The organism is Amycolatopsis xylanica, assembly GCF_900107045.1.
In the GTDB taxonomy this organism is placed as follows: domain Bacteria; phylum Actinomycetota; class Actinomycetes; order Mycobacteriales; family Pseudonocardiaceae; genus Amycolatopsis; species Amycolatopsis xylanica.
On record NZ_FNON01000006.1, the window covers coordinates 291343 to 311748 of the forward strand.

A 20406-nucleotide genomic window follows, 5' to 3' on the forward strand; every position below is an offset into this window, starting at 1 on the left:
TTGGGCATATGAGCTTGGACAGAAGGTCGTTCCTGCGGGTCGTGGGGGTGTCGGCGGCGGGGGCCGTCGCAGCGGCCTGCAGCACGCCGGAGTCCGGGCCGGCGGCGCCGACGTCAGGGGTGACGGCGGCGCCGAGCAGTAGCAAGGTCGTTCCGGCCGGGCCGCCCGACTGGGCGGCGTTGAAGGGGCGCTTGTCCGGAGGGTTGGTTCTGCCTGGCGAATCGGGGTTCGACCAGGTGAAACGGGGATTCAACACGCTGTACGACGGGCGCAAGCCCGCCGCCGTCGCCCAGTGCGCCAAGCCGGACGACGTGCGGGCCTGCGTCGAGGCGGCGGCCGGTCGGGTGCCGGTCGCCGCACGCGCCGGCGGGCACAGCTACGCGGGGTATTCGACGCCGGACGGGGGTCTGGTCGTCGATCTGGCGAAGATGTCGCAAGTGGACGTTCAAGGTGACCGCGTGGTCATCGGGGCAGGGGCGAAGCTCAAGGACGTCTACGCGGCGGTGGGGAAAGCGGGCCGGTGCCTGCCGGCGGGCTCGTGCCCGAGTGTGGGGATCGCCGGGCTGACGCTCGGCGGCGGGCTCGGCGTGCTGGCCAGGAAATATGGGCTGACCTGCGATCATCTCGTGTCGGCTCAGGTCGTCACGGCCGACGGGCAGCTGCGGACGGCAAGCGCCGAATCGGAGCCGGACCTGTTCTGGGCACTGCGGGGTGGCGGTGGTGGCAACTTCGGGATCGTCACCTCGTTCACCTTCCGCACCGATCCGGCGCCCGCCGTCACGGTCTTCTCGCTGCATTTCCCGGACGGCACGGCGGGGGTCGTGCTCGGGCCGTGGCAGGAGTGGATCGCGGGCGCGCCGCCGGAGCTGTGGTCGAACTTCGTGCTCGGCGGCGGGTCGAGGGTCCGCGTCGGCGGCACCTTCCTCGGCAGCGCCGCTCAGCTGGGGCAGCTGCTCGACGACTTCGTCGCGCAGACCGGCACCCGGCAGACCTCGCGGCTGGTGAAGCCGATGGACTACCTCGGCGCCATGAAGTACTTCTCGGGCAGCGAGAGCAGGCAGACGTTCGTCGCCGCGTCGCGTGTCATCGGTGAACCGTTGGCAGAGCCCAAAAAACTCGTCGAACTCGCCAAGTACCCGGCGATCGACCTGCTCATCGACTCGCTCGGCGGCGAGGTCGCCAAGCTCGCGCCGACGGACACGGCGTTCTGGCACCGCAAGGCGCTCGCGACCGTCCAGGTGTACTCGCAGGCCACGGCCCAGAACCACGACGAAGCGCAGAAGAACGTCAACGCCGTTGTCCAGGGGCTGGCCGGGATCGGCGCCTCGGGCGCCTACGTGAACTACATCGATCCCGGCCTGCCGGACTGGATGACCGCTTACTACGGCGACAACGTGCGCAAGCTGCGCGAAGTCGCGAAGAAGTACGACCCGGACAAGGTCTTCGGCTTCGCGCAGGCGATCACGCCTGCTTAGAGGTCGATGCCGGTGAAGACCGTCACCCGCTCCTCGGTGAGGTCGTGCATCGCCGCGAGCACACCCTCACGGCCGACGCCGGAGCCCTTGACGCCGCCGTACGGCATCTGGTCGGCCCGGTACGACGGGACGTCCCCGATGATCACCCCGCCGACCTCGAGCTCGGTCGACGCGTAGAACGCCAGGTGCACATCGCGGGTGAAAACCCCGGCCTGCAGCCCGTACGCGGAGTCGTTGACGGCCGCGAACGCCTCATCCACGCCGTCCACAATGGACACCGCGAGCACCGGCCCGAAGATCTCCTCCGACCACGCCTTCACCGAAGCGGGCACCTCGGTCAGCAGCGTCGGCTCGACGGTCGCGCCGTCGCGCTTGCCGCCGGTGAGCACCTTCGCGCCAGCGGCGACGGCCTCGTCGACCCACTCGATGATCCGCTCGGCGGCCGCCTCGTCGACGACAGGGCCGACGTCCACGTTGGTGTCATACGGGTCGCCGGTCTGCTGTGCCTGCACGGCTTCCAGCAGCGCGGGCACGAATTCATCGGCCACCGCGCTCTCGACGATCACCCGTTGCACCGCGATGCACGACTGGCCTGCCTGGTAGTTGCCGAAGGTCGCGATGCGATGCGCGGCGCCTTCGACGTCCGGCCAATCGCGCAGGACCACGGCCGCCGCGTTGCCGCCGAGTTCGAGCACCACATGCTTGCGGGGCGCCGCGTCCGCCAGCGACCAGCCGACCGGCCCGGACCCGGTGAACGAGACGACGGGTAGCCGAGGATCGGCGACCAGCGCGGACGTCTCGGCGTTTCCCAAGGGCAGCACGGAAAAAGCGCCCTCGGGCAGCTCGGTCTCCGCCAGGATCTCGCCGAGGATCAACGCGGACAACGGCGTGCGCGGCGCGGGTTTGACGATGATCGGCGCGCCGACGGCCAGCGACGGCGCGACCTTGTGCGCCACCAGGTTCAGCGGGAAGTTGAACGGCGCGATCCCCAGCACCGGCCCGCGCGGGATCCGCCGCGTGATCGCCATCCGGCCCTCACCGGCCGCGTCGGTGTCGAGCCGCTGGATGTCACCGGTGAACCGGCGCGCCTCCTCGGCGGCGATCCGGAACACCGAGACCGCCCGCCGCACCTCGGCTTCCGCCCATTTGAACGGTTTGCCGTTTTCGGCCGTGATCACCTCGGCGAGCTCTTCGGACCGCTCCCGCAACCGCCGTGAGACATGATCGAGCGCCCCGGCCCGCAGATGCGCGGCCGACCGGCGGAACTCCTTCGCGACCGAAACCGCGGCCGCGACCGCTCTCTCGACCTGCTCCGGCCCCGGGACCGCGACGGTCGCGACCTCGCTGCCGTCGAACGGGTGATTCACGACGATCGTGCTGGCGCCCTGCTCCGGGCGCCCGGCGATCCAGGCTGGCCGCGGTTCCGGGGTGATCATGTCCATGCGTACCAAGGTATTCCGGCCGGGTCTCGCCAGTGTGAACACCCACCCGGTCGGGTGCATGGTCGTGAGTGTTCCGGCCGGTTCTAACCGGCCGGAACACTCACGACTACCTAGAACTTGATCGCGACCTTGAGCGCTTCGCGGTTCGCCATCGCCTGGTACCCGGCGGGTACGTCTTCGATGCCGATCGTGCGGTCGAACACCTTGCCCGGCTGGTACTTGCCGTCGAGCACGTCGCCCATCAGCTCCGGGATGTAGTGCCGCGCCGGCGCGACGCCACCGGTGATCGTGATGTTGTTGCGGAAGACGTACGGGCCGATCGGGCCCTCTTCGTACTGGGGCACGCCGACGCGGCTGATCGTGCCGCCCGCGCGGACCGAGCCGACGCCCATCTCGAACGCGGGCTTCGTGCCGACGCACTCGAGCACCGCGTGGGTGCCCTGGCCGCCGGTGAGCTCGCGGACGCGGGCGATGCCTTCCTCGCCGCGCTCGGAGACGACGTCCGTCGCGCCGAACTCGCGGCCGAGGTTGGTGCGCGCCTCGTGGCGGCCCATCAGGACGATGCGCTCGGCGCCGAGACGCTTCGCCGCGAGTACCGCCGAGAGGCCGACCGCGCCGTCGCCGACGACCGTGACCGTCGTGCGCTCGTTGACGCCCGCCGTCACCGCGGCGTGGTGGCCGGTCGAGAAGACGTCGGAGAGGGTGAGCATCGAAGCGAGCAGGTCCTCGTCCTCGGTGTGCGGCAGCTTGACGAGCGTGCCGTCGGCCTGCGGGACGCGGACGGCCTCGCCCTGGCCGCCGTCGACGTGCTTCGACCCCCAGAAACCGCCGTTGCGGCACGAGGTGTGCAGGCCTTCTCGGCAGAACTCGCAGGTGTTGTCGGAGTAGACGAACGGCGCGACGACCAGGTCGCCCTTCTTGACGGTGCCGACCTCGGACCCGGCTTCCTCGACGATGCCGAGGAACTCGTGGCCGATCCGCTTGCCGCGGTCGGTGGCGGGCATGTCCGAGTAGGGCCACAGGTCGCTGCCGCAGATACAGGAGCGCACGACGCGCACCACGGCGTCGGTCGGGGCCTCGACCTTGGGGTCGGGCACCTCTTCGACGCGCACGTCGCCGGCACCGTAGATGACTGTCGCTCGCATGGGGCTCCTTTCGTGGTGGGTCCTCTTAAGTGGAGTCCCGGCGGGAGTGATTCATTCCTACCCCAGCATGTGTCGCCGCACACGACCGCGCGACCCGAAGCGGAACCTACTGTCACCTCGGTGGGCACCCGGCCAAACCCCGTGCGGGCGTGGCGCGGCTCACCTGGGACGATGGACCCACAGCGTGCCGTTGTCTAGGAGGTAGTAGGTGCCCAGTCCCACCGGTCCGGTACTCGTCGTGGACTTCGGGGCGCAGTACGCCCAGCTGATCGCCAGGCGCGTGCGCGAGGCCCAGGTCTACTCCGAGGTCGTGCCGCACACCGCGAGCGTCGACGAGATCCTCGCCAAGAACCCGTCCGCCATCATCCTCTCCGGCGGGCCGTCCAGTGTGTACGAAGAGGGCGCGCCCAGCATGGACGCGGCGCTGGTCAAGGCCGGTGTGCCGGTCTTCGGCATCTGCTACGGCTTCCAGCTGCTGGCCCGCGCGCTCGGCGGCGACGTCGAGGCGACCGGCGCCCGCGAGTACGGCCGCACGCAGGTCCAGGTCGCAGGCGACGGCGGCACCCTGCACCACGAGCTGCCCGGCAGCCACCCCACCTGGATGAGCCACGGCGACAGCGTCACCAAGGCCCCCGAGGGCTACACGGTCACCGCGACCTCCGAGGGCGCGCCCGTCGCCGGGTTCGAGAACCTCGAGGCGCGTATCGCGGGCGTCCAGTACCACCCCGAGGTGCACCACTCGCCGTACGGCCAGGAGGTGCTGCGCCGCTTCCTGCACGACGTGGCCGGTATCCGTCCACAGTGGACGACCTCGTCGATCGTCGAGGAGCAGGTCGCCCGGATCCGCGAGCAGGTCGGCGACGGCCGCGCGATCTGCGGGCTGTCCGGCGGCGTCGACTCCGCGGTCGCGGCCGCGCTGGTCCAGCGCGCCATCGGCGACAGGCTGACCTGCGTGTTCGTCGACCACGGGCTGCTGCGGGCCGGTGAGCGCGGGCAGGTCGAGCGTGACTACGTCGCGGCGACCGGCGTCAAGCTGGTGACCGTCGACGCGCGCGAGCGGTTCCTCGACGCGCTGGCCGGGGTCACCGATCCCGAGACCAAGCGCAAGATCATCGGCCGCGAGTTCATCCGCGTGTTCGAGCAGGCCGAGCGGGACCTCAAGGCCGAGGGCGACTACAAGTTCCTCGTGCAGGGCACGCTGTACCCGGACGTCGTCGAGTCCGGCGGCGGCGAGGGCACCGCGAACATCAAGAGCCACCACAACGTCGGCGGCCTGCCGGACGACCTGCAGTTCGAGCTGGTCGAGCCGCTGCGGCTGCTGTTCAAGGACGAGGTGCGCCGCGTCGGCACCGAGCTCGGGCTGCCCGAGGTGATCGTGCAGCGCCAGCCGTTCCCCGGCCCCGGCCTGGGCATCCGGATCATCGGCGAGGTCAACGCCTCCCGGCTGGAGACCCTGCGCGCGGCCGACGCGATCGCCCGCGAGGAGCTGACGGCCGCCGGTCTCGACGGCGAGATCTGGCAGTGCCCGGTGGTGCTGCTCGCCGACGTCCGCAGCGTCGGCGTCCAGGGCGACGGCCGCACCTACGGCCACCCGATCGTCCTGCGCCCGGTGTCCAGTGAGGACGCCATGACCGCGGACTGGACGCGCCTGCCGTACGAGGTGCTGGAGCGGATCTCGACCCGGATCACCAACGAGGTGGCGGAGGTCAACCGGGTGGTGCTCGACGTGACGAGCAAGCCGCCGGGCACCATCGAGTGGGAGTAGGACCGAAAGAAAGGCCCCCGGGTGAGGGAACCCGGGGGCCTTTCCGTTTTGAGTGGCGTCAGTGCGGCTACCGCTTGGGCCGCAGCGACGCGCCCAGCAGCACCAGCCCGACGAACACCGCCACCCCGGCGATCAGCCAGCGGAAGTCGAAGTTCGGCAGCCAGGACGAGCCGTCACCGAGCACGAACCCGGAGACCATCAGCGTCAGCAGCCCGAAGACGAAGGCGACCAGGTCCAGCCCGCGGCGTGGCTTCTTCTCGACCTGCGGCTCGTCGTACGTGTACTCGTTCTCAGCCACGGGACACCTCCACGTCACCGGCACCGTTGTCGACTTCCAGGTGGATCTGCAGCCCGCCGGCCCCGTCGGTGCCGTTGTCGGAACCGGTGATCGCCCGCTGGCCGACGCCCTGGGCGTGCTTGGTCAGGCAGTCGCTGCGGCCCGCGTTGGACTTACAGCTGTAGGTCACGTCCGCCGTCGCGGGCAGCAGCACGGTGGTGTTGCCCGCGCCGTTGCTGACCTTGACCGTCACCGGGTGATCGGCGGTCAGGTTGCGGAAGTCGAGATCGATGTTGCCAGCCGAGTGCTGGTACACCGACTTGAGTTCGGCCGCCGTGGTCGGCGAATCGGTGAGGTCGCCGTAGCCGCCCTGGTACTGGTTGAACGGGACGACCGTGATGGCCATGCCGACGATCGACAGCGGAATGGCGAGGCCGATCAGGCCGCGGCCACCGCCGACGAACGAGCCGATGAGCAGCCCGAGGCCGACCACGCCGAGCGTCAGCCCGATGATGTGCTGCAGCGAGAAGTAGCTCTCACCGCTCATGTTCAGCGCGACCCCGGTGCCTGCGGTCAGCAGCGCGACGCCGAAGGTGATCAGGCCGACCTTGGTCTTCGGGCGCGGCTGGCGGACTGGCGGCTGAACGGGCGGCGGCGCGTGCTCGACGACCGGCCTCGGCTCGGGCAGGTCCCAGCCTTTCGGCTCGGCGGCCAGCGGGTCCCACGAGGCAGGCGCGGCGGCGCTGGTCGGCATCGCGGTGGTGGTGTCCGACATGGAGAACGACGCTTCGGCGCCGGCGGGCACCGGGCCGGTCCACGCGGCGGGGCGGTTGAACTGGCCGCGGTTGCGGTGCAGCAGGTAGAGCGCGGCGATCGCCAGCGCGTAGCCGAGAATCCCGCTGCCGCCGAACCAGTCGCCGCTGAGCGACCAGCCCGTGGTCGGGAACAGCGCGATGATCAGCACCACGGTGAACCCGGTCGAGGTCGTGCTGTAGCCGCGCCCGATCATGCTCTCGAACGCGGAGACCTGGTCGCGCTCGTCCGGGAAGAACAGCCAGCCGAGCAGGTAGAGCACCAGGCCGACGCCGCCGAACACGGTCGTGGCGACCAGCGCCACCCGCACGACCACCGGGTCGAGGCCGTAGCGGTTGCCGATACCGGCTGCCACGCCCGCGATCTTGCGGCCTTCGACCGGCCTGCGTGGTCTGCTGGCCACGAAGTCTTTGACTGTCTCTTCGAAGCCGACGTGCGGCTTCTGTGTCTGCGTCTCGCCACTCATGGTGAAAATGATGCGTCACTGGTGCGGGCCCCCACATCGGGGAACGACCCTGAGTTGTCCCTGACCAGCCGATCGGGGGTCCATCGGTGGGGCTGGCACGACCGACCCTGAAATGCCTGGATCGGGGGCTTCCCTGATGAATCCGGGCGCACGCCGTGTGACCATGGGTGACGTGGAACAGCAGGAGATCCAGCCAGAGGCGCCGGCCGCGGTCATGGTCGGGCCCGACGGGCAGCCCAAGATGTACCGGCGCCGGTCCGGCCGCGCGCTGGCCGGTGTCGCGGGCGGGCTCGCCGATCATCTCGGCGCCAAGGTGCTGTGGGTGCGGCTCGGGTTCGCGATCTTCGCGGCGCTCGGCGGCATGGGCCTGCTGGCGTACGGCCTGCTCTGGGTGTTCGCGCCGCAGGAGACCGAAGAGAGCGCCGCCCGGCACGAGCAGCCGCCCAAGGAACGCCAGCAGGCGTTCGGGCTGATGGCGCTCGGCGCCGGCCTGACGGTCGCGGGCGGCACGGTGACCGGCGCGATCAGCGGCTGGGTCGCGGTGCCGCTGGCGCTGGCGCTGATCGGTGCGGCGGTCGTCTGGCGTGAGGCCGACGAGTCGCAGCGGCGGCGGTGGCGTGACGGCGCCAAGGACGGTTTCGTCGGCGCGCTGTTCGGTGGCGGTGGCTGGTCGGCCGCGGTCCGGATCCTCGCGGGCGTCGCGCTGGTGATGACCGGTATCGGCGTCGTCGTGCTGCGCGACAGCAGCTTCGACCAGGTCCAGTTCGCGCTGATCGCGGTGATCGCGACGCTGATCGGCGTCGCGGTGCTGACGATCCCGTTCTGGCTGCGGATGGTCCGTGACCTGTCCGACGAGCGCAAGGCGCGCATCCGCACCGACGAGCGCGCCGAGATCGCCGCGCACCTGCACGACTCCGTGTTGCAAACGCTTGCGCTGATCCAGAAGCAGGCCGACTCGCCCCGCGAGGTCGCCAGGCTCGCGCGTGGTCAAGAGCGTGAGCTCAGGGCCTGGCTCTACGGTCCGTCCGGCTACGGCAAGCCCGCCGAGTCCGCGCCGAACGGCCGGTTCTCCGAGGCGCTCGCGGCCGCGTGCGGCGAGGTCGAAGACACGTTCGCCATCTCGGTGCAGCAGGTCGTCGTCGGTGAGGCCGATCTCGACGAGCCGCTGATCGCGCTGGTGCAGGCGGCGCGCGAGTCGATCGTCAACGCGGCCAAGCACGCGGGTGTCGAAGAGGTTAGTGTTTATGCCGAGGTCGAGCCGACCGCGGTGACGGTGTTCGTGCGTGACCGGGGCAAGGGCTTCGACCCCGATGTCGTGCCGGAGGACCGGCATGGCGTCGCCGACTCGATCCGGGGCAGGATGGAGCGCAACGGCGGCAGCTGCCGGATCAAGACAGCGCCCGGCGAAGGCACCGAGGTACAGCTGGAAATGCCGATGAAGGCGACTAGGGGAGCAGCGTGACGGAGAGCCAGCAGACGCGGGAACCGGTCAAGGTATTCCTGGTCGACGACCACGCGCTGTTCCGCGCCGGGGTGCGCACCGAGCTCGACTCGATCACCGACGAGATCCAGGTGGTCGGCGAGGCCGGTTCCGTCGCCGAGGCGGTGGCGGGCATCGTCCGCACCAACCCGCAGGTCGTCCTTCTCGACGTCCACATGCCCGACGGCGGTGGCGCCGAGGTGCTCAAGCGGGTCCGTCCCGAGCTGCCGGACGTCGTCTTCCTCGCGCTCTCGGTCTCCGACGCGGCCGAGGACGTCATCGCGGTCATCCGTGCGGGCGCCCGCGGCTACGTCACCAAGACCATCTCGTCGAAGGAACTCGTGCGCGCGGTCGTCCGGGTGTCCGACGGCGACGCCGTGTTCTCACCGCGCCTGGCCGGCTTCGTGCTGGACGCGTTCGCCGACCGTCCCGGCTCGGCCCCGATCAGCGACCCGGACCTCGACCTGCTCACGCCCCGCGAGCGCGACGTGCTGCGCCTGCTCGCGCGTGGCTACGCGTACAAGGAGATCGCGTCCGAGCTGTTCATCTCGGTGAAGACGGTCGAGACCCACGTCTCGAGTGTCCTGCGCAAAACGCAGCTCTCGAACCGCTACGAGCTGTCTCGCTGGGCCTCGGACCGGCGTCTCGTCTAAACCGAGAACTGGGTGATCTTGTGCGGGGTCACCCGCACGATCATCCGCAGCTTCTCCTCGGCCTCCTCGGGTGGATCCTGCCCGAGGTACTTGTGGGAAAGCTTGGCGGGCAAGGTCTTTTCGGGATCCTCGATCAGCTCGGCGGTCCCGCGGATGTCCACCGACCGATACGGATTGTCCTTGTCGGACACGGTCAGGCTGATCCGCGGGTCCCGCCGCAGATTCCGCACCTTCCGCCGATCGGCGAGCGACGAGAACACCACGGCGTCCCCATCCGTCCCGATCCACACCAGCGACGTATGCGGCGACCCATCCGCATCCAGCGTGGCCACAGTCGCGAAGTTCTTGCCGTCCAACAACTTTTGCGTCGTCTCGTCAAACCCCATACCACCCAGAACCCACCCACCCCCCCAATCCCTTCCCGATCTTGGGAAAAAAATCCCAATGTGGCATTGGTCAGGTTTCAGGCCGCCAATGTGGCTTTCGTCAGGTCAAAGCTGACGAAAGCCACATTGGGATTTTTTCAGCTCAGTCGGTGGCTGCGGCGACCGCGAGGGGTGGGGTGGCAGGGGCGGCGGCCGGGCGGCGGCGGACCCTGGTCAGCGCGACTCCGGCCAGCACGACGACCATGCCCGCGATCACGCGGGGGTTCAGCGTCTCGCCGAGGAAGAGCGAGCCCAGCAGCACCGAGACCACCGGCAGCAGGTAGCCGACGATCGACGCGGCCACGGCGCCTTCCGACTCCAGCAGCTGGTAGTTGAGCTTGAACGCGATCCCGGTCGAGCCGGCGCCCAGGATCACCACCGCGATGACCGCGATCGGCGACAGGTGGATCGGCGTCAGCCCGCCCACCGGCACCGCGAACAGCATCATCCCGCTCGCCACCAGCATCTGCGCCGCCGCGACCACGACCGGCGAGACGCCCGTGCCCGACAGGTACTTGCCTTCGTAGACGAACGCCAGCGCGTAGCTCGCCGCGGCCACCAGGCACGCCACCGCACCCCAGCTGAGCAGGCCGGACGCGTTCCACGGCGCGAAGATCAACAGGATCCCGGCCAGCCCGATGGCCAGCCCGAACGCCCGCGCCCCGCCGAGCCTGCCGCCCGCGCCGAACAGCGGCGCGATCAGCACCACCCAGAGCGGCGTGGTCGAGTTCAGCACGCCGGTGATCCCGGAGTCGACCGTCTGCTCACCGATCGCGAACAGCAGGAACGGCAACGCGTTGTGGAAGAACGCCGCGAAGCCGATCAGCAGCCAGAACCGCCGCTGGCGCGGCAGCCGGTCCTTGGCCAGGTAAACCAGGCCGAGCAGTACCAGCGCGCCGAGCACGAGACGCGCGAGCACCAGCTGCACCGGCGACATGGCCTGCAGCCCGAACTTGATCCAGAAAAAGCTGGAACCCCACATCAACGCCAGTGCGGCCATGCGCAGCAGCGCCTTACCTTCACCCACCCAGTCCTCCTCGTATTCACCCAAAGCTTGCGGCCACGAAGGAGTAAGGACAAGCGAAAATAACTGCATCGACCCTTAAGTAAACCTGTAAGATCGTGCCCATGTTGGACGTCCGCCGCCTGCAGGTATTACGCGCTGTGATCACCAGCGGGTCGATCACGGCCGCCGCGCGCAATCTCGGCTACACGCCGTCCGCGATCAGCCAGCAGCTGTCCACTTTGGAACGCGAAGCGGGCACCGAGCTGTTCGAGCGCGTCGGCCGCGGCATCCGCCCGACTCCGGCCGGGACACTGCTGTCCGAGCACGCCGAGGTGCTCAGCGGCCAGCTCGCCAAGGCCGAGGCCGCGCTCACCGAGCTGAAGAACGGCCGCACCGGCAGGCTCGCCATCCGCTACTTCGCCACCGCGGGCGCCGCGCTCGTCCCGCCAGCCGTCGCGGCCATCCGCGCCGAGTACCCGGGCATCGAGCTCGACCTCAAGCTCACCGAGCCCAACGACCCGATGCCCGAGGTCGAGTCCGGCCGCGCGGACATCGCGATCGTCGTGCTGCCGCGCACCGATCCGGTCGCCAAGGGCATCGAGCTCGTCCACCTGCTCGACGACCCGTACCGCGCCGTGCTGCCCAAGCACCACCCGCTCACCCGCAAGCGCGTGCTCGAACTCACCGACCTCGCCGAGGAACCCTGGGTCGGCGTCGACGCGGTGCCCGGCGCCTGCCGCCAGCTGCTGATGGAAGCCTGTGCCGCGGCCGGTTTCTCGCCCAACATCGCCGTCGACGCCGACGATTACCAGACGGCACAAGGATTCGTGGCCGCCGGGCTCGGTGTCACGCTGGTGCCGGAACTCGGCCTCGGCTCCCCGCATCCCGGCGTCGCCATCCGCAAGGTGCGCCATCCGGGGCCGTATCGGGCGATCCACGCCGCGGTCGCCGCGCACGCTATGGGCCAGCCGGCCGTCGAACGGCTGCTGTCGGCCATGCGGCTCGCTTCGGCGAACGCCGCTTAGCCCGATGGACGAGGTCGCGTTCACGCAGGCCGCCGAGCGGCATCGCCGCGAGCTGCGCGTGCACTGCTACCGGATGCTCGGCTCGTTCGACGACGCCGAGGACCTCGTCCAGGAGACGTTTTTGCGTGCCTGGAAGGGAATCAACGGCTTCGAAGGTCGCTCGACCTTCCGCGCCTGGCTGTACCGGATCGCCACCAACGCCTGCCTCGACGCGCTCGACGGCCGCGCCCGCCGTGTGCTCCCGAACGACCTGGCGCCGCCGTCGACGCCCGACGCCGGCGAACCGGTGCGCACCGATATCCCTTGGCTGCAACCGTTTCCCGACCTCGCCGCGCCCCGCGAGTCCCAGCCGGACGCCCAGTTCGTCGCCAAGGAGACGATCGAACTGGCGTTCCTGGCCGCGATCCAGTATTTGCCGCCCCGGCAGCGTGCCGTGCTGATCCTGCGTGACGTGCTCGGCTGGTCGGCCAAGCAGACCGCCGACCTGCTGGACGGCACCGTCGCCTCCGCCAACAGCGCGTTGCAGCGCGCCAGGTCGACGCTCAAGGAGCGGTTGCCCGAGCGCAGGCTGGACTGGTCCGCCGAACCCACCGAGCAGGACATGGCCGTGCTGCGGCGCTACATGACCGCCGTGGAACGCGCCGACGTCGCCGCGGTGTCCGAGCTGCTGGCCGAGGACGTCCGCACGACCATGCCGCCGTACCCGATGTGGTTCGAGGGCCGCGAAGCCGTCATCGGCGCGCTCGCCGCCGGCTGGGACACCACGGCGCCGCACTACGTCGGCAAGCTCCGCATGGTGCCCACTCGCGCGAACGGTCAGCTCGCGGTGGCCGCGTACGTCCAGCTGCCCGGCGAGACGGCTTATCAAGCCTTCGCGATCGGCGTGCTGGTGATCTCCGACGGCCACATCGCCGAGATCACCGCGTTCCACGACCCAGGACTGTTCCCGGCGTTCGGGCTGGACACCGAGCTTCGATGAGTTTTCCGGCGAGTGGCCGTCTCAACGTCCAGGAGTACCGAAACCCTGGAGGAAGACCATGAGCAAGCTGCTGTATTCGGCCGCGATGTCGCTGGACGGGTTCATCGCGGGCGCGGGCGGTGACATGTCCTGGCTGAACGACCATCCCGGCGAGAACCCGATCGTGGCCGAGCTGATCGAGAAGACGGGCTCGCTGCTCATCGGCGCCAGGACCCAGTTCGGCGATGACCCGAACCGGGACACGCCCAACGAGGGCCCGTTCGGCGGCGCCTGGCACGGTCAGCAGTTCGTGCTCACGCACAACCCGCCGTCGGCACCGGTGCCGGACACGACGTTCTGCACTGACCTCGAAACCGCGGTGGCGGCGGCGAAAGCGGCCGCCGGTGACAAGTACGTCAACGTGCTCGGCGCGAACGTCGCGAAGCAGTGCCTCGACGCCGGGCTGCTCGACGAGATCGCCGTGACGATCGTGCCCGCGCTGCTCGGCGACGGTGTGCGGCTGTTCGAGCACCTCGGCGGCACCAACATCAAGCTCGAACACGTCAGCCGCGGTCTCGCGCCCAACGCCACGAACATCTGGCTGCGGATCGCCTAGACGAAGAAGAGCTCGGCGATCAGCACGCCGACCAGGATCGCGACGGCCACGGCCACCGCCGGGATCAGCCACTTCGGCTTGGCCGAAGCCGGTTTCGGCGGCTGTGGCGGCGCGGCCGGTCGCGGCTGGAACGCCTGCTGCGGAGGAACCGGCTGCTGGATCGCGGTCGGTGCGGCGGTGCCCGGTGGGGGCGTGGCGGGCATGGTCGGCATCGCGGGTGCCGTCGGCGGCACGAACGCGGTCTTGGTGTCGCCGTGGCTGATCGCGTTGAGCGCGCGGACCGTGTCGTTCATCGTCGGCCGGGTGACCGGGTCCTGCCGCAGCATCTTGCCCAGCGCGCCGGACAGCGGCCCGGCGTTGTCGATCGACGGCGGTCCGCCCTGGCCGTTCTCGCCGTACGGCGGCACGCCTTCGACGGCCGTGTACAGCGTCGCGCCCAGCGAGTAGACGTCCGAGGCGGGCGTCGCGGGCAGCCCGCGTGCCACCTCGGGCGCGCGGTATGCGGGCGTCGGGCCGCCGCCGGTGATGCCGATGTCGGTGAGCTTGACGCCGCCGTCGTCGGCGAGCAGCACCGTGCCCGGTTCGAGCGTGCGGTGGATGATGTTCGCCGCGTGCAGCGTGGCCAGCGTCGATCCGAGCTGGATGCCCAGGCCGGCGGCCTGCTCCGGGGTGAGCCTGCCGTGCTCGGCCAGGAACTGCGCCATGCTGCGCGACGGGATGTACTCCATCACGATCCACACGTCGTCGTTCTCGTGGAACACGTCGTGCACCGTGATCGCGCACTTGTGCTCGATCTTGGCGGCGTTGCGGCCTTCGAGGAAGGCCTGTTCCCGCGCCTGCGCCGCCTGTTCCGGCGTGAGGCCGGACGGGATGAGCAGGCGTTTCATCGCGACAGTCCGGTGCAGCCGCAGATCGAGCGCCAGCCACACGATGCCCGCGCGGCCACGCCCGATCGGCTGATCAAGGCGATAGCGCTCGCCGACAACGGACCCTTCGGTACTCACCAACGTGCGATACCTATCCGCCGGTCGGGGTCGTTGTGGGTGAATCGCTGGACGACTTCGTCGTGGTCGGCGACGACTTGGTACTGGTCGGCGTCGACTTGGTCGTCGTCGGCGGGGTCGACTTGCTGGAAGTCGTCTCCGGCGGCGTCGACTTGGACGAGGTCGACTTCTTCGTCGTCGTCTCCGTCGGAGTCGTGCTCTCCTCCGTCGGAGGCGTGTCCGTGGTCGACGGCGACGACTTCGTGGACGCGGGCGCCGAAGTGCTCGGCTTGGTGTCGGTCGTCGCGGTGCTGCTGCGCGGGCTGAACACCCAGATGCCCATGGCGATGAGCCCGACCAGCACGATGCCGCCGATGATGGCGGGCTTCTTCCACGCGCCCGGCTTCTCTTCGTCGTCCTTCGCGGCCGGTTCCGCCGCCGGACGCCGAGGCGGCGGTGGCGCGGGCACCGGTTCGTCGTCGAAGCCGTCGTCGTAATCGTCGTAGTCCGCCACCGGGACCGCGCGCGTGGCGTTGGGGCCTGGCGGCGGGCCGGCGGGCGGCAGCGCCGTCGTCCGGTCGAAACCGGAGTCGTAGGCGGCGTTGTCGTAGTCGTCCTGCGGGTACGCGCCGCCGTCGTCGTAGTCGTACTGGTCGTCGTAGAACCCGCCCTGGCGCGGCGGCTCCTGCTGGTCGAGCAGCGTGCCGGAGTGCCCGTTCTCGCCCTCGAACAGCTGCGTCGAGCCGGGCGCCGGACCACCGAGCACACCGGCGACCGGCGCCAGGTGCGTCGCGTCGGCGGGCCCGCCGAGCGGCGTCTCGCCGCGGGCGACGGCCGCGAGCAGCTCCTCGCACTCTTCGGCGGTCGGCCGGTGGTGGACGTCAGGGTGCAGCAGCACGGCCAGGACGCTCGCGAGCGGCCCCGACTGGCGCGGCGGGTCGATCTGCCCGGCCGCGACCTTGTGCAGCAGGCTCAGCGTGTTCTCGCTGAGCCCGAACGGCGGCTGGCCCTCGCAAGCCGCGTACAGCGTCGAACCGAGTGAGAAGACGTCCGCTTCCGGTCCAGGCTCGCCACCGATGGCCACCTCGGGCGCCAGATAGGCGGGGGTGCCCGCGATCATCCCGGTCTTGGTGACCGTGACGTCGTCGGTGGCGCGGGAGATGCCGAAGTCGGTGATCTTCACGATCCCGTTGCCGCCGAGCAGGATGTTGCCTGGCTTGATGTCGCGGTGCACGATGCCGACCGCGTGCGCCTCTTTCAGCGCGGCCGCGATCTGCGCGCCGATCCTGGCGACCTCGGTCGGCTGCAGCGTGCCCTGCTCCTGCAGCACCTGCGCGAGGCTCGTCGACGGCAGGTACTCCATGATCAGGCAGGGCTGGCCGAACTCGTCGGTGACGACGTCGAACACGGTGATCGCGTTCGGATGATGCAGCCTGGCGGCGATCCGGCCTTCGCGCATGGTGCGCTGGCGGGCGTCCTCGGCGTCGTGGTGCTCGAGGCCTGGCTGAAGGAGCAGCTGCTTGACCGCGACCGTTCTGGCGAGAACCTCGTCGTGTGCTTGCCAGACGGCGCCCATGGCGCCGGTGCCGATCCGCCGCACTATGCGGTACCGATCGGCGACCAGGCGACCCTCGTCGCTCACGCGACCTCCTTCAGGCTCCGTCTCGCTGCGGGTTCGGTTCCCGCAGAGGGCAAGCGGCGACCGTGGTGGCGCGCCACACGTCCAGGAGCGTAGGCACATCTTGTGGTCAGTGTGTCGGCTTTGCCGAGACCGACTCGTGACAAGGCTAAGCGCTCACTCTGCGCACACACATCCGGCACGCATTGAGAGGCGACCTTGATCACATCTGCTGGGCCGAAAGCAGCTTCACTTCGGAGATGAGCCCGCCCGCAGTCTCGGCCATCCGCAGCAGCTGGGTGACCCGCAGCCGCCCGCCGTCCGGCTCGCGCATGGTGACGACCGCGATCACCGAACCATCGGGCTGAACCGTGGCTTCCAGCACCTTCAGCGCGTCCATCGAGCTCCACGCGCGGACCAGGTCGCCCGGCTCGGAGCCGGCGAGCAGCGGATCCAGCAGTGACAGCGCGCCTGCCGGGTTGAAGTCGATCATCTCGTAGAACTTCTTGACGATGTCGAGTTTCTGCGCGGGCGCGCCTGCCACGGCGACCTGCGGCTTCGCCGCGTCGGGCGCGCCGCCGGTACGGTCCGTGGTCGCGGCGGGCGTTTCGGCGGCCTGCACGACGGCGGGCGAACCGGCGCCCGGCTTGGCCTGCCTGGGCGCGCCGGAGGCGCCCTGGCCGCCGGACACCGGGTCCGGCACGGCGAAGCCGCCGAGCGCGGCGGCGCCAGCCGGTTCGACGACGGTGGGCACGTTCTGCTGCTGGCGGTGACCGGCGAGCGAGGCCGCGGCGATCACGGAGCCGGTGACGAGCGAGGCGGCGACCAGCAGCCCGCCGAGCTTGGCCCGCCTGGCGAGCCTGCTCTCGGTCTGCTGCTCGGGTTCGAGTTCTTCGGGCTGCGGCTCCGGCTCGTCCTGGGCGCGGGGCGGCACGAACTTCTGCGGCTCGCGGAAGACCTGCTCGAGGTACTCGCGGTCGACACGGGTGTCATTGAGGAAGTCGGCCGGGATGACGTCCTCGATGCGAATGGTGTCGACGGTGTCGGATCGGACCGGCTCGCGCCGGGTTCCTTGCCGATCGTGCACGGGTTTCCTCGCGCTTTCTGAGCCGGTCTCGCTCTGCTGTCCGGGATTCGGCCGGTTCGGCCGTTCGGTGTAACTCGGTCGTCTTGGTGGACGCGCCGAACCACTGACATCAGGTAACCCTGGGAAACGGGGGCTAGCCAGCCCCGGTCGCCGGAATGCGTTCGTGGAACGACGAACGGCACTCTATGTCACCCACCCGGACCAGGAAAAACCGCTTAGCGCACTGCACGTGCACGGTAATTGGGCAGCTGCACGTGCAGATGCTGTTACCGACCGTCGCTCTCGATCTTGGCGTCATCACTGAATGTCAGCGTGCGCGTTTCGAGCGTCTTGCTGCCATCCTTATGGGTGACCTCGACGGTATTGACGGTTACTCCGCGATTCTGGTCAATGCTGATCTTCTTCACTTCGAAATACGCGACATCGGCGTATTTCTGCGCCAGCGCCTGCGGGCCTTGGTCACGCAGCCTGCCGGTGGTCACCGAGGACGCCGCGTTCGGGTCGTCGGCGACGGTGTTGAAGAACTTCTCCGTGTTGTCGCCCATCGCCTGGCTGTCCGGCGGGAACGAGTACCAGGGCGCGGTGGTCGGGGTGACCCGCGGCGCCGGGGTGATCGGCGGCTTCTGGGGCGTGCTCGGCGCCGGGGCGCCGGTGGTCACCGGGCCACTGCCGCCCGAAGGCGCGGCGGGCGGCATCATCCCGCCGTCACGCGGAGCGCCCGCGTTCACGGGCTTGTGGTCCCCGGTCGAGGCCTGGTTCTTGCCGCCGCCACCGGACGGCTTGGCGGCGGGGGTCGTCGGCGCCGGCGCGGTCTTCTGCTCGTCGCTGACCGACGGCTGCCCGCCGCGGTATCCGGGCCAGCCCTGGTTGGAGGCCTGGTTCTCGGTCGGGCTGCCGACCAGCAGCGAACCGGCGAACAGCAGCGCGACGACCACGCCACCGGAGGAGATGGTGGCGAACCAGGCTGCTTTCTTCCAGGTCTTCGGCGGGGTGACCGACGCGGGCACGGAGCCGAGGTCGAAGGTGCCGAGCCCGTCGGGCGCCGGCGCGAGGTAGACGCGGACGTCGTCGTCCTCTTCTTCGCGGCGCGGCGGGCGCACCGGCTGGGTCATCTTGACCTTGGTGCGGCGGCTGGCCTGGTCTTCGGCCGGCTTGGGCGGCGCGACCACCGGGGTCTCGGCCGTCCGTTCTTCCGCGCGGGGCTGGGGCAGCGGCGCGGCCGGGCGGCGCAGCGGGCGCGGCACCGGTGGCCGCGGCACGGGCAGCTCGCCGCGGATGGGGAGAAAGCCGTAGTCCGTCTTGACCGGCCTGGTCTGCCGCTCGGCGCGGGGGAGCGAGCCGCTCACCGAGGGATAGAAGGGATTGTCTTCGTGACGCTCGTGCCGCCCGTGGTCCGGATGTGCGGAGACCGCGGGAGTCCAGGTCCCCGCGCCGTTACGCCGATGCCGCCCCCGTGCGTCCAGAGGATCGCCGAAGGAGTCCGCCCCGATGCTCATGCTGGATCGACCCCCCTCACTCTGCGCCCTGACGCGGTTACCGTCAGACTTAAGCCGAACGGACCAAACGAGCGGGCATCGGAACGAGCGGGATAACGCGCTGAGTACCGAGCAAATGCACGCGCACGCGACGGTAGACGCGCCGGGCCGTTGGCCGGGCGCGTCTCGCGGGCATCGCCCGACCCAGACGCGAGGGTCCACACGCCATTCAGACTAAAAGCTGAATGGGCCATTCGTCTCGTTAGTTGTGCAAGTTGCAGATCTTTCACTCTGACGGGCGCGGCTAAATGGGCGGCGCTTACTCAGAGAGATGATATGCGGCTCCAAACGATCCGTTTTGTCCGGATTTCCGCGATTTTCCGCAGTTTGCGATTACCCGCCGCTGCGGTAACGGGCCTGAGTCGACTGCAGTGACTTGGTCGCCACGGCGCCACTGCCTGCCGCCAAGATGATCGCGAGGATGTCCATCCCCGTGCCGCCGGCGGTGAACAGCCACGCGACGAGCGAGACGGCGGTGGTGCCGCCCGCGATCGCCCAGCGGCTCTTCACGTACTGGGCGATCGGCGCGCCGCCCGCCCGCTTGTTCGCCGCGTTGTTGAGCATCGCGAGATAACCGAGGTGCCCGAGCGTCGCCAGCACACCGGCGATGGCGACCAGGATGGCGATCAAATTAATCATGTCACCAGTCTGCCTGGACGGTGTCCGGTTCGTCCTAGGGGTTCACCCTGATTTGGCCGACCGTGCCCGCGAAGTTATGCGCGCCGCGTTCGCGACGCTCGACGCCGCGAACGGGCGTTCGCACCGGGTGGCTAGCGACCGAGGCGGCCGCGGCCCAGGTTGAGCAGTGCCATCGCGAGCTGGCGGCCGTCGGGGCCGAGTTCGCGGTAGCGGGCGAGCACGTCCATCTCGCGGTTGTAGACGATCCGCGTCCCGCCAGCGGCCATCCTGGCGGCGCCGATGGTCTTCGAGACCTCGACGCGGCGCTTGATGAGGCGGAGGATCTCGGCGTCCAGCCAGTCGATCTCCTGGCGGAGTGCGTCGATCTCCTCCGCGGTGTGTTCGGCGTCCGGCGTTTCCTGCGTCTGAGTGTTCATCGAGACCTCTCTTCGGTCCTGATCATCCTCGAAACCCTGAGCAGACAAAAGCCCCGGGTCCGAGGACTCCGGGGCTTCGGGTGATTCGCTGGGAGGCACTACGCGATCACGGGAGCCGGAGTCCGGGTCCCGTAAAAAAATCGCTCAGCGTGGTGCCGCATGTGATCAGTATGGCACAGCGGCGGCCCGGCGTTCCCGTGAGCCTCGGACGCGTGCGTGCACCGCCAGGCTCACTGCCAGCCAAAACATCGGCGCGATCGGCCAGAAGTACGGCACATCCGAAGTAGCCCACCTGATCAGGAAGATCACGGAGAGCACCACCGCGAAGGCGGCGTGGACGCGCAGCGCGGGATGCGCGCCGAAGCGGCGCCCCGGCGGCGCGGGCCGGGGGAGGTCGGCGGTGAGCGCGGTCAGCTCGTCGGTGTACTTCGTCAGATAGACCGCGGAGAGCCGTTCCTCCATTTCTTCCATGGTCAGTCTGCCCTCGGCGACCGCGGCCTGTACGAGGGTGGCGACGCGCTCGCGATCGGTGTCGGCGGCGCGGAGTCGATGCGGGATCCGGGTTTCCATAAGACGATCGTC

General features: G+C 69.7%; 20 protein-coding genes. 7 read left to right on the plus strand and 13 right to left on the minus strand.

Annotated features, from left to right (window positions below):
* Positions 1-8: 8 nt before the first annotated feature.
* Complete coding sequence (locus BLV57_RS28110; RefSeq protein ID WP_091293771.1) at positions 9-1475, plus strand: FAD-binding oxidoreductase; 1467 nt, start codon at positions 9-11, stop codon at positions 1473-1475.
* Here BLV57_RS28110 and BLV57_RS28115 read toward each other — a convergent pair.
* Entirely contained in the window at positions 1472-2917 is a 1446-nt protein-coding gene (locus BLV57_RS28115) for an aldehyde dehydrogenase family protein (protein WP_091293772.1), read from the minus strand. The two genes, BLV57_RS28110 and BLV57_RS28115, sit on opposite strands and share 4 nt — an antisense overlap.
* A gap of 110 nt (positions 2918-3027) precedes the next feature.
* Positions 3028-4062, minus strand: a complete 1035-nt coding sequence (locus BLV57_RS28120; protein WP_091293774.1) for a zinc-dependent alcohol dehydrogenase family protein — start codon at positions 4060-4062, stop codon at positions 3028-3030.
* Between the two features lie 208 nt (positions 4063-4270).
* Here BLV57_RS28120 and guaA point away from each other — a divergent pair, with 208 nt between their 5' ends.
* Positions 4271-5827, plus strand: a complete 1557-nt coding sequence (gene guaA, locus BLV57_RS28125; RefSeq protein ID WP_091293776.1) for a glutamine-hydrolyzing GMP synthase — start codon at positions 4271-4273, stop codon at positions 5825-5827.
* Between the two features lie 67 nt (positions 5828-5894).
* Here guaA and BLV57_RS28130 read toward each other — a convergent pair whose 3' ends face one another.
* Together BLV57_RS28130 and BLV57_RS28135 are read right to left on the minus strand one after the other, a co-directional pair.
* Entirely contained in the window at positions 5895-6125 is a 231-nt protein-coding gene (locus tag BLV57_RS28130) for a hypothetical protein (RefSeq protein ID WP_091293778.1), read from the minus strand.
* Positions 6118-7383, minus strand: a complete 1266-nt coding sequence (locus BLV57_RS28135; protein WP_091293780.1) for a PspC domain-containing protein — start codon at positions 7381-7383, stop codon at positions 6118-6120. Before BLV57_RS28135 ends, BLV57_RS28130 begins: the two co-directional genes overlap by 8 nt.
* A 214-nt stretch (positions 7384-7597) precedes the next feature.
* Between BLV57_RS28135 and BLV57_RS28140 the strand changes: the two genes are divergently transcribed.
* Both BLV57_RS28140 and BLV57_RS28145 read left to right on the plus strand, forming a co-directional pair.
* Positions 7598-8845: an ATP-binding protein gene (locus BLV57_RS28140; protein WP_245757566.1), complete on the plus strand. Its 1248-nt coding sequence runs from the start codon at positions 7598-7600 to the stop codon at positions 8843-8845.
* On the plus strand, positions 8842-9516 hold the full coding sequence (locus tag BLV57_RS28145) for a response regulator (protein WP_091293782.1): 675 nt from the start codon (positions 8842-8844) through the stop codon (positions 9514-9516). Before BLV57_RS28140 ends, BLV57_RS28145 begins: the two co-directional genes overlap by 4 nt.
* Here BLV57_RS28145 and BLV57_RS28150 read toward each other — a convergent pair.
* Together BLV57_RS28150 and BLV57_RS28155 are read right to left on the minus strand one after the other, a co-directional pair.
* The gene (locus tag BLV57_RS28150; protein WP_091293784.1) at positions 9513-9902 is read right to left on the minus strand and encodes a PPOX class F420-dependent oxidoreductase; all 390 of its coding nucleotides are present in this window, start codon (positions 9900-9902) and stop codon (positions 9513-9515) included. The two genes, BLV57_RS28145 and BLV57_RS28150, sit on opposite strands and share 4 nt — an antisense overlap.
* 142 nt (positions 9903-10044) lie before the next feature.
* On the minus strand, positions 10045-10968 hold the full coding sequence (locus BLV57_RS28155) for a DMT family transporter (protein ID WP_091293786.1): 924 nt from the start codon (positions 10966-10968) through the stop codon (positions 10045-10047).
* A 101-nt stretch (positions 10969-11069) separates the two neighbouring features.
* Here BLV57_RS28155 and BLV57_RS28160 point away from each other — a divergent pair, with 101 nt between their 5' ends.
* The 3 genes from BLV57_RS28160 to BLV57_RS28170 are packed head-to-tail and all read left to right on the plus strand — an operon-like array spanning position 11070 to position 13546.
* Positions 11070-11972 (plus strand): LysR family transcriptional regulator, encoded by a 903-nt coding sequence (locus tag BLV57_RS28160; protein WP_091293787.1) that lies wholly within the window; start codon positions 11070-11072, stop codon positions 11970-11972.
* A gap of 4 nt (positions 11973-11976) precedes the next feature.
* Positions 11977-12951 (plus strand): sigma-70 family RNA polymerase sigma factor, encoded by a 975-nt coding sequence (locus tag BLV57_RS28165; RefSeq protein ID WP_091293789.1) that lies wholly within the window; start codon positions 11977-11979, stop codon positions 12949-12951.
* Between the two features lie 58 nt (positions 12952-13009).
* Positions 13010-13546 carry a dihydrofolate reductase family protein gene (locus BLV57_RS28170; protein ID WP_091293790.1) on the plus strand — a complete coding sequence of 179 codons (537 nt, stop codon included), beginning with the start codon at positions 13010-13012 and terminating at the stop codon, positions 13544-13546.
* Here BLV57_RS28170 and BLV57_RS28175 read toward each other — a convergent pair.
* The 7 genes from BLV57_RS28175 to BLV57_RS28205 form a co-directional block, all read right to left on the minus strand.
* Positions 13543-14550 (minus strand): serine/threonine-protein kinase, encoded by a 1008-nt coding sequence (locus tag BLV57_RS28175; RefSeq protein ID WP_091293792.1) that lies wholly within the window; start codon positions 14548-14550, stop codon positions 13543-13545. The genes BLV57_RS28170 and BLV57_RS28175 overlap by 4 nt on opposite strands.
* Positions 14551-14563: 13 nt before the next feature.
* Positions 14564-16171 carry a serine/threonine-protein kinase gene (locus BLV57_RS28180; protein WP_091293794.1) on the minus strand — a complete coding sequence of 536 codons (1608 nt, stop codon included), beginning with the start codon at positions 16169-16171 and terminating at the stop codon, positions 14564-14566.
* Positions 16172-16370: 199 nt separating this feature from the next.
* On the minus strand, positions 16371-17234 hold the full coding sequence (locus BLV57_RS28185; protein ID WP_091293796.1) for a hypothetical protein: 864 nt from the start codon (positions 17232-17234) through the stop codon (positions 16371-16373).
* Positions 17235-17500: 266 nt separating this feature from the next.
* Complete coding sequence (locus tag BLV57_RS28190; RefSeq protein ID WP_176968848.1) at positions 17501-18730, minus strand: hypothetical protein; 1230 nt, start codon at positions 18728-18730, stop codon at positions 17501-17503.
* Positions 18731-19102: 372 nt separating this feature from the next.
* Positions 19103-19408: a hypothetical protein gene (locus tag BLV57_RS28195; RefSeq protein WP_091293797.1), complete on the minus strand. Its 306-nt coding sequence runs from the start codon at positions 19406-19408 to the stop codon at positions 19103-19105.
* Between the two features lie 131 nt (positions 19409-19539).
* On the minus strand, positions 19540-19824 hold the full coding sequence (locus tag BLV57_RS28200) for a chorismate mutase (protein WP_091293799.1): 285 nt from the start codon (positions 19822-19824) through the stop codon (positions 19540-19542).
* Between the two features lie 165 nt (positions 19825-19989).
* Positions 19990-20394 (minus strand): DUF1707 SHOCT-like domain-containing protein, encoded by a 405-nt coding sequence (locus BLV57_RS28205; protein ID WP_091293800.1) that lies wholly within the window; start codon positions 20392-20394, stop codon positions 19990-19992.
* Positions 20395-20406 lie beyond the last annotated feature (12 nt).

What these genes read in the sequence shown, in the direction of transcription:
- BLV57_RS28110 (WP_091293771.1), top strand. Translation starts at nt 9, where the DNA reads ATGAGCTTGGACAGAAGGTCGTTCCTGCGGGTCGTGGGGGTGTCGGCG.
- BLV57_RS28115 (WP_091293772.1), bottom strand. Translation starts at nt 2,917, where the DNA reads ATGGACATGATCACCCCGGAACCGCGGCCAGCCTGGATCGCCGGGCGC.
- BLV57_RS28120 (WP_091293774.1), bottom strand. Translation starts at nt 4,062, where the DNA reads ATGCGAGCGACAGTCATCTACGGTGCCGGCGACGTGCGCGTCGAAGAG.
- BLV57_RS28135 (WP_091293780.1), bottom strand. Translation starts at nt 7,383, where the DNA reads ATGAGTGGCGAGACGCAGACACAGAAGCCGCACGTCGGCTTCGAAGAG.
- BLV57_RS28140 (WP_245757566.1), top strand. Translation starts at nt 7,598, where the DNA reads ATGGTCGGGCCCGACGGGCAGCCCAAGATGTACCGGCGCCGGTCCGGC.
- BLV57_RS28150 (WP_091293784.1), bottom strand. Translation starts at nt 9,902, where the DNA reads ATGGGGTTTGACGAGACGACGCAAAAGTTGTTGGACGGCAAGAACTTC.
- BLV57_RS28160 (WP_091293787.1), top strand. Translation starts at nt 11,070, where the DNA reads ATGTTGGACGTCCGCCGCCTGCAGGTATTACGCGCTGTGATCACCAGC.
- BLV57_RS28165 (WP_091293789.1), top strand. Translation starts at nt 11,977, where the DNA reads ATGGACGAGGTCGCGTTCACGCAGGCCGCCGAGCGGCATCGCCGCGAG.
- BLV57_RS28170 (WP_091293790.1), top strand. Translation starts at nt 13,010, where the DNA reads ATGAGCAAGCTGCTGTATTCGGCCGCGATGTCGCTGGACGGGTTCATC.
- BLV57_RS28190 (WP_176968848.1), bottom strand. Translation starts at nt 18,730, where the DNA reads ATGAGCATCGGGGCGGACTCCTTCGGCGATCCTCTGGACGCACGGGGG.
- BLV57_RS28195 (WP_091293797.1), bottom strand. Translation starts at nt 19,408, where the DNA reads ATGATTAATTTGATCGCCATCCTGGTCGCCATCGCCGGTGTGCTGGCG.
- BLV57_RS28200 (WP_091293799.1), bottom strand. Translation starts at nt 19,824, where the DNA reads ATGAACACTCAGACGCAGGAAACGCCGGACGCCGAACACACCGCGGAG.
- BLV57_RS28205 (WP_091293800.1), bottom strand. Translation starts at nt 20,394, where the DNA reads ATGGAAACCCGGATCCCGCATCGACTCCGCGCCGCCGACACCGATCGC.